We start from the raw sequence: 264 nt of genomic DNA on the forward strand, positions 1-264 counted from the left end.
GACCCGAAATTTTGCATACAGAAGATTCCACGAGAAAAGGGGATTCCTAATGGTCGGGGGGAGGAAATGGAAATCAATATGTCTGATATTCCCACTCCTTTTAACTGGCTGTTGGGATATAAAAGATATACAAGATGTGAATTATTTAACGAGTATTGGAATCGATTATAAGGATCATCAATTCATCGTTTATTTGCAACTGCTGGACTTTTCGGACGTTGCCAAAATGGAGACAGGGAAGCCCCTCCAGCCAGTTCCCGTGTG

Annotated in this window: 1 pseudogene; it reads left to right on the forward strand. The window is 42.0% G+C overall.

Annotation, left to right across the window (positions count from 1 at the left end):
• Positions 1–49: 49 nt before the first annotated feature.
• Positions 50–264: pseudogene (locus RYX56_RS23040) on the forward strand (Ger(x)C family spore germination protein); the annotation flags it as partial.

It is taken from the genome of Alkalihalophilus lindianensis (assembly GCF_032843265.1).
In the GTDB taxonomy this organism is placed as follows: Bacteria; Bacillota; Bacilli; order Bacillales; family Bacillaceae_D; genus Alkalihalophilus; species Alkalihalophilus lindianensis.